Origin of the sequence: Streptococcus devriesei DSM 19639, assembly GCF_000423725.1 — a bacterium.
Classification (GTDB): Bacteria; Bacillota; Bacilli; order Lactobacillales; family Streptococcaceae; genus Streptococcus; species Streptococcus devriesei.
In genome coordinates, this window is the sequence record NZ_KE384084.1 from 799372 (window position 1) to 806358 (window position 6987).

7 protein-coding genes and 8 tRNA genes are annotated in these 6987 nt (G+C 41.8%); 1 reads left to right on the plus strand and 14 read right to left on the minus strand.

The window, feature by feature from the left end:
• Positions 1-54: 54 nt before the first annotated feature.
• The 6 genes from fabK to G573_RS0110170 all read right to left on the minus strand — a co-directional run bounded on the left by fabK (position 55) and on the right by G573_RS0110170 (position 4567).
• Positions 55-1017, minus strand: coding sequence for an enoyl-[acyl-carrier-protein] reductase FabK (fabK, locus tag G573_RS0110145; protein ID WP_027976628.1), 963 nt, complete (start codon positions 1015-1017; stop codon positions 55-57).
• 101 nt (positions 1018-1118) lie between these two features.
• Positions 1119-1343, minus strand: a complete 225-nt coding sequence (locus G573_RS0110150) for an acyl carrier protein (RefSeq protein WP_027976629.1) — start codon at positions 1341-1343, stop codon at positions 1119-1121.
• A 61-nt stretch (positions 1344-1404) separates the two neighbouring features.
• Complete coding sequence (locus G573_RS0110155; RefSeq protein WP_027976630.1) at positions 1405-2382, minus strand: beta-ketoacyl-ACP synthase III; 978 nt, start codon at positions 2380-2382, stop codon at positions 1405-1407.
• Positions 2382-2816 (minus strand): fatty acid biosynthesis transcriptional regulator FabT, encoded by a 435-nt coding sequence (fabT, locus tag G573_RS0110160; protein ID WP_027976631.1) that lies wholly within the window; start codon positions 2814-2816, stop codon positions 2382-2384. The genes G573_RS0110155 and fabT overlap by 1 nt, the downstream gene beginning before the upstream one ends.
• Positions 2817-2967: 151 nt before the next feature.
• On the minus strand, positions 2968-3765 hold the full coding sequence (locus G573_RS0110165) for an enoyl-CoA hydratase (protein ID WP_027976632.1): 798 nt from the start codon (positions 3763-3765) through the stop codon (positions 2968-2970).
• Positions 3766-3913: 148 nt separating this feature from the next.
• Positions 3914-4567, minus strand: coding sequence for an HAD family hydrolase (locus G573_RS0110170; RefSeq protein ID WP_027976633.1), 654 nt, complete (start codon positions 4565-4567; stop codon positions 3914-3916).
• 98 nt (positions 4568-4665) lie between these two features.
• Here G573_RS0110170 and G573_RS0110175 point away from each other — a divergent pair, with 98 nt between their 5' ends.
• Entirely contained in the window at positions 4666-6021 is a 1356-nt protein-coding gene (locus G573_RS0110175) for an aspartate kinase (RefSeq protein ID WP_027976634.1), read from the plus strand.
• 259 nt (positions 6022-6280) lie between these two features.
• Here G573_RS0110175 and G573_RS0110180 read toward each other — a convergent pair.
• The 8 genes from G573_RS0110180 to G573_RS0110215 all read right to left on the minus strand — a co-directional run bounded on the left by G573_RS0110180 (position 6281) and on the right by G573_RS0110215 (position 6985).
• Positions 6281-6354 (minus strand) — tRNA-Pro (locus G573_RS0110180).
• 48 nt (positions 6355-6402) lie between these two features.
• Positions 6403-6476 (minus strand) — tRNA-Arg (locus tag G573_RS0110185).
• Positions 6477-6486: 10 nt separating this feature from the next.
• Positions 6487-6572, minus strand: a tRNA-Leu gene (locus tag G573_RS0110190).
• A 9-nt stretch (positions 6573-6581) separates the two neighbouring features.
• Positions 6582-6653, minus strand: a tRNA-Gly gene (locus tag G573_RS0110195).
• Positions 6654-6663: 10 nt separating this feature from the next.
• Positions 6664-6736 (minus strand) — tRNA-Thr (locus tag G573_RS0110200).
• 10 nt (positions 6737-6746) lie between these two features.
• A tRNA-Leu gene (locus tag G573_RS0110205) sits at positions 6747-6828 on the minus strand.
• 6 nt (positions 6829-6834) lie between these two features.
• A tRNA-Lys gene (locus G573_RS0110210) sits at positions 6835-6907 on the minus strand.
• A 5-nt stretch (positions 6908-6912) separates the two neighbouring features.
• Positions 6913-6985, minus strand: a tRNA-Asp gene (locus G573_RS0110215).
• Between the last annotated feature and the right edge of the window lie 2 nt (positions 6986-6987).

Consider the following 6987-nt stretch of genomic DNA (forward strand, 5'->3'; position numbering starts at 1 on the left):
CGGCCGGATTTAATTCCTTTCTATGTTGTCTTTTACTATTATCACTAGTAAGGATTATTTCACATCTGCCCAACGCGCTGCTTCAGTTTTAATAACTTCCGCTGCTCCGTAGTATAGATCTTTTAAGATTTCTTCACAGGTTTCTTCTTTAGTAACGAATCCTGCAATTTGCCCTGCCATAACAGAACCATTATCCACATCTCCGTCAACAACAGCATTCCGAAGGGCTCCGGCACCAAGTTCTTCAATTTCTTCAGCCGATTTTTTCCCAGCTAAGAAATCTTTTTCAGCCTGACCATATTCAGAAGACAGCTTATTCTTGATAGCACGTACCGGATGACCGACCACTGAAGCTGATACAACAGTGTCAATATCTTTAGCCTTCAAAATTTTATTTTTGAAATTTTGATGAGCGTTGGACTCTTTGGCAACGACAAAGCGTGTTCCTACCTGAATAGCTTCAGCACCCAGCATGAACACTGCTGCTGCTCCGCGCCCGTCAGCAACACCGCCGGCTCCGATAACAGGAATGTCAACAGCATTTACAACTTGGCGCACCAGAGTCATCGTTGTTAATTTACCGATATGACCGCCAGCTTCCATACCTTCGGCAATCACAGCATCAGCACCCAGTTTTTCCATACGTTTAGCAAGAGCCACACTAGGAACGACCGGAATAACAGTAATTCCTGCTTCATGGAAACGTTCCATATATCTGCCGGGATTTCCGGCACCGGTCGTCACAACTTTAACACCTTCTTCAATAACCAAATCAACGATGTCATCTGCAAAAGGAGACAAAAGCATGATATTGACTCCGAAAGGCTTATCTGTAACAGATTTAATCTTGTCAATATTAGCTTTGACAACTTCTTTAGGTGCATTTCCGCCGCCGATAATGCCCAGACCGCCAGCTTTCGATACAGCTGCTGCCAGGTCACCGTCAGCTACCCAAGCCATTCCTCCTTGAAAAATAGGATATTTTATATCTAATAATTCTGTAATACGCGTTTTCATTTTTATATAAACTTTCTAAGCTTTTCACTCAATAATTTGACAGTCAAACTATCACAATAAGAAGAAAGAATATTCTTATAAGAATACTCTCAAAAACTTACTTATTTTGTTTTTTCTTCAACAAAAGCAACTAAATCACCAACTGTTTGAAGACCTTCTTCAGATTCGACTTGAATATCAAATTCATCTTCGATTTCTGAGATGACTTGGAATACGTCTAAAGAATCTGCGTCAAGCTCATCAAAAGTTGTTTCCATTTTAACTTCTTCTGCGTCTTTTCCAAGCTCCTCGACGATAATTTCTTGTACTTTTTCAAATACTGCCATGTTTTTTCTCCTTTATTTAAGAAATATTTTTTATATACTGTGCTAAGCACAAAATGTATAACTAGATTTTAACAATTAAACTGCCCCATGTCAAACCTCCGCCGAAACCGCTGAGGAGAACAGTCTGTGAACCATCCAAAGTTATGGTTCCCTTTTCGATGCATTCAGCTAATAAAATCGGAATGCTGGCAGCGCTGGTGTTGCCGTAATTCATCATATTAGCAGGGAATTTTTCTCTGTCAGCATCAATTTTTTTAGCCATCTTATCCAAAATTCGGATATTAGCCTGATGCAGCAGGAAACAATCAATATCATCCACCGAGAAGCCTGATTGCTCAATTAAGGCTGAAATGCTCTTTGATACATCGCGAATAGCAAAATCAAAAATTGCCCGGCCGTCCATTTTCAAGTAGCCGCTGTCTTTCTCAGCCTCCTGTGAAAACGGCGAGGAAATAGCATAGGAACCGGAAGTCAAGCCGTCCCCGCGGCTGCCGTCAGAGTGAATAGATTCGGCCAAAAAATGCTCAGAATGATCTGCTTCCAAAAGCACACCGCCGGCACCGTCGCCAAATAGCACAGCCGTCCTTCGGTCTGTCCAATCAATTGATTTGGACATGACTTCGGCACCAATAACCAGACCTTTTTGATACTGACCGGATTTAATAAGTTTTTCAGCTGTTGATAAGGCAAAAACAAAACCGCTGCAGGCCGCTGACAGGTCAAAAGCAAAGGCATTAACAGCACCAATGGCCGCCTGAACACGGGCAGCAGTCGAAGGCATCATAGAATCAGGTGTAATTGTAGCAACAATAATGAAGTCTATCTCCTCAGCCTTTAATGCCGCCTTTTGCAAAAGCTGCTCAGCCACTCGGCTGGCCAAATCACCGGTATCTTCTGTTTGACTGATACGGCGCTCCTTGATACCTGTCCGGCTGGCAATCCATTCATCGCTGGTATCCATTATTTTGGACAGGTCATCATTGGTCACAACCTGTGAAGGCACATAATATGCTGCTTGACTAATCTTTGCAAAAGCCATTAAACCAACCCCTCAAGAAATTGATGAAGGTTACTCAGTCCCTTCTCTAAAGCACCAAGCTCTGTCGTATCCATGTCTTTCGTAATGCGATTAACAACATTCTTATGAAATCTATTATGTAAACGATAAAGCAGTCTGCCTTTTTGTGTCAGAGTCAAATAAACAACACGCCTGTCCATTTGCGAGCGTGTTCGCTCAATATAACCCTTTTTTTCAAGTTTATTTAAGCTGGTCGTGACAGTCCCCAGAGTTACCAGCAGCTCATGGGCAATATCACTCGGTGTCACATTGGTATTTTTTCCAATTATATCTACCGTATGCATCTCTTTTAAAGATACATCTTTGAATTGACTCGTTTTCAAACTCATCTCTTCAATAATCATGATTTTATTAAAAATATCAACTAAGTAAGAATTAATTTGATTATAATCCAATCTGCCACCTCCTATACGAAAATAAACTTTGACTATCAAAGTTTATCAAAAGATTACTGAAATTGCAAGTTTAATTCAAAAAAATATTTTCTGTTAAAAAGAAAGGTACCTCAATGAACTCTCTTGAGATACCCTATCTTTTATTGTTTTATCACTGCAATTTCCCTGTGAATTTTGGACGCCGTTTTTCCGTATAGGCGCGGACGCCTTCTTTAAAATCATCTGTAAACGCAAGGGATTTTTGCAGATCCAATTCCAGCTTGGCGTACTCATGCCAGCCGGCAAAAGAACTCTGCCAAAGCATTTCCTTAATGGCTTTATATGAATTGACCGACCCACGTTTCAAACGGGTAATCAGGCGGTCCGTCATTTTTTCCAGTTTTTCCGATTCACAAACCTTATAGGCAACACCATATTCTAACGCCTTATCCGCAGTCAGCGCTTCACCGGTCATAGCTAATTGCGTGGCACGAGTTATCCCAATTGATCTGCTCAAGAGGAAAAGACCTCCGGCATCAGGAGCAAGACCGACATTGACAAAGGCTTGAATAAAGCGGGTTTTGTCACTGGCAATGCAAAAATCTGCCGCCACCGCCATATTAGCTGCAGCACCGGCAACCGCACCATCTGTGCTCATCACAACCGGTTTAGGCAACCGTTTCAGAGAAAAGGAAATCTCATTCACCAGCTCTGCAATACGGACCAGAGACTGAACATTGTCATCATCAACCGCTTTTTGCATCTCTACCAAATCGCCGCCTACTGAAAATACTTTCCCATTGGCATTAATTAACAAAATTTGGACATTTTCGTCTTCTGCTGCAGCAGAAACAGCTTTTAATATTTCTTCACAAATCGGAATATTAAAACCATTTGAAACCTCCGGACGGTTAAGAGTTAAGGTCGCCACGCCATCGGTTACACTGTACAGAATTTCTTTAAAATCCATTTTCTAATTCCCCATCTCTAATTCTTAAATCATCAAGATACATCACTGTAACTTACTTTTTTAATGTGAAAATAGTTTGAATATCAAACTTTTCAACATCTCTATTCTATCATAAAAACAAAGAGTTCTCAAAAAGAAAAAGTACTTTTTAATCACTTGATCCCAAAAGAAGGTCAACTGCCTGTGTTAAATTAGTAATCAGGCGCTTAGCCGCCCTTTGATTAAGGCCGAAAGTCCTGTCCTCAACAGCCCAAACCTCTATTCCAGCAGATGTCCCCGCAGTAATTCCTTTTTCACTGTCTTCAATAATCAAGATATCAGATTTTGGAATGCCCAATTTTCGTGCTGCTTCATTGTAAATTTCCGGATCAGGCTTGCTTTTAGTAAACTCTTCTCCGGATAAAACAAATTCAAAATAAGGTAGAATAGCCGTTTCTCTCAAGGCCATCAAAATATCAGACTTAGTCGAACTGGAAGCTAAAGCAATTTTAATTTCGTGCTGCCTAAGCCTTTCTAAAACATCTTTAACATCTGAAAAAATCAAATTTTTATAGGGCCGAGGATGACTGTTTTTGTACTCAGTGTATTCTTTTTGCAGCTGTTCCGTGTCCCACTTATCGTAATCACTCCCTAAAATCTGCCGCCAAGACTGTTTCATATTGCCGCCGATGAAAAATTCCGGCGGCAAATGCTCCATTGAAATTCCCTTGCTGTTCAAAAAAAGTTCACGCTGTCTATAATAGAAACTTTCGGTATCAAAAAGAACACCATCCATATCAAAAATGATTGCTTGTACTGTCATGATATCCCCTTCCTTCAACCATTTTACCACAAAAACTGCTGACAAATTTTCTGAATTTTGCTATAATTTGTATAATCTTATTGAAATTTGGAGAACATATGAAAGTCGTAAAATTTGGAGGGAGCTCGCTCGCCTCTGCCACTCAGCTTGAAAAGGTCTTAACTATTGTAAAATCTGATGACAGCCGTCGTTTTGTCGTTGTTTCTGCCCCAGGCAAGCGTAACGATCAAGACACAAAAGTAACAGATGCCCTGATCAAATACTACAAATCTTATGTTTCAGAAAAGGATGTTACTGCAGATCAAACTTGGATTATCAACCGCTATCGCTCTATCATTGATGAACTCGGACTTGGACAAGGTATTCTGGAAAAAATTACCAAGGCAATTATTGATCTTGCCAATCTGCCTATTGATAACAATGATTTTCTCTATGATACATTTTTAGCTGCCGGAGAAGACAATAACGCAAAACTGATTGCTGAATATTTCAAAAAGAATGACCTGCCTGCCCGCTATGTACACCCCAAAAAAGCTGGTATTATTGTCACCAGTGAACCGGGAAATGCACAGATCATCCCATCCAGCTATGATAAACTGGAAGAGCTGCGTGACAGCGACGAAGTCTTAGTCATTCCAGGATTTTTTGGTGTCACAACTGACAATCAAATCTGCACATTCTCTCGCGGCGGCTCAGATATTACCGGCTCAATCGTAGCTGCCGGTGTCAAAGCCGATCTTTACGAAAATTTCACAGATGTTGATGGTATTTTTGCGGCACACCCCGGTGTCGTACACAAGCCTCAGTCCATTTCCGAATTAACCTATCGGGAAATGCGTGAATTAGCCTATGCCGGCTTTTCCGTCCTTCACGATGAGGCACTTATTCCAGCTTATCGCGGAAAAATTCCACTGGTCATTAAAAATACAAACAACCCTAATCATCCGGGAACTAAAATTGTGCTCAAACATACCGGAGATACGATTCCGGTTATCGGAATTGCCGGTGACGATGATTTTGTCAGCATCAACATTTCTAAATACCTGATGAACAGAGAAGTTGGTTTCGGGCGCAAAGTCCTTCAGATTTTAGAAGAGCTGAATATTCGTTGGGAGCATATCCCAACCGGTATTGACGACATGTCCATTGTTCTTAGAGGGCGTGAGCTGACACCAATAAAAGAGCAGGAAATTATCTCGCAATTAACTCGTAAATTAGAAGTTGATGAAGTTGAAATTGAACGTGACCTGTCCATCATTATGATTGTTGGAGAAAACATGAAGAGCCATATCGGTGTCACGGCTAAGGCTGCTGAAGCATTTTCAAAGAAACATATTAATCTGGAAATGATCTCGCAGGGATCCAGCGAAGTATCAGTCATGTTCGTCATCAAAACTGAGCAAGAAAAAGCAGCCGTCCGAGCCCTTTATCAAACTTTTTTTGGAAGCAAATAACAAAATATCACCCAATAAAGACAAAAGATGCCAGAAAACCATTCGAACTTCTCGCATCTTTTTTTGAACTTTAATTCAAACAGGCAGAAATAACAACAGACTGCAGGTTAACGATTTGACAAACTCTATACTGTTACTAAGCCATTCCTCAATAATCTAATATTATATTATCAGCCATAAACTTAGATACTTCCAATAAAGTTATAAAAAAGACCGGAGTAAACAACTCCAGTCTTTCAATTTTTAATAGAATAATGTATCGGGAAGACAGGATTCGAACCTGCGACCCCTTGGTCCCAAACCAAGTGCTCTACCAAGCTGAGCTACTTCCCGCTTCTTCTCCCTTAAACAAGTCATCAGCCTCAACCAATCACTCGCCCATGCACCCTGCAGGATTCGAACCTGCAACCGCCTGATTCGTAGTCAGGTACTCTATCCAGTTGAGCCAAGGGTGCCTATTCTTTATGCCGAGGACCGGAATCGAACCGGTACGATGTTTAACCATCGCAGGATTTTAAGTCCTGTGCGTCTGCCAGTTCCGCCACCCCGGCCTCTCTTAAAGCGAACGACGGGATTCGAACCCGCGACCCCCACCTTGGCAAGGTGATGTTCTACCACTGAACTACGTTCGCATACTATTTATGCCGGCTACATGACTTGAACACGCGACCCTCTGATTACAAATCAGATGCTCTACCAACTGAGCTAAGCCGGCTAATCCCTCATGCGGGTGAAGGGACTTGAACCCCCACGCCCTCAAGCGCCAGATCCTAAATCTGGTGCGTCTGCCAATTCCGCCACACCCGCATCCTATGACCCGTACTGGGCTCGAACCAGTGACCCTTTGATTAAAAGTCAAATGCTCTACCAACTGAGCTAACGAGTCTCTTACGGTCCCGACGGGAATTGAACCCGCGATCTTCGCCGTGACAGGGCGACGTGATAACCGCTACACCACGGGACCTA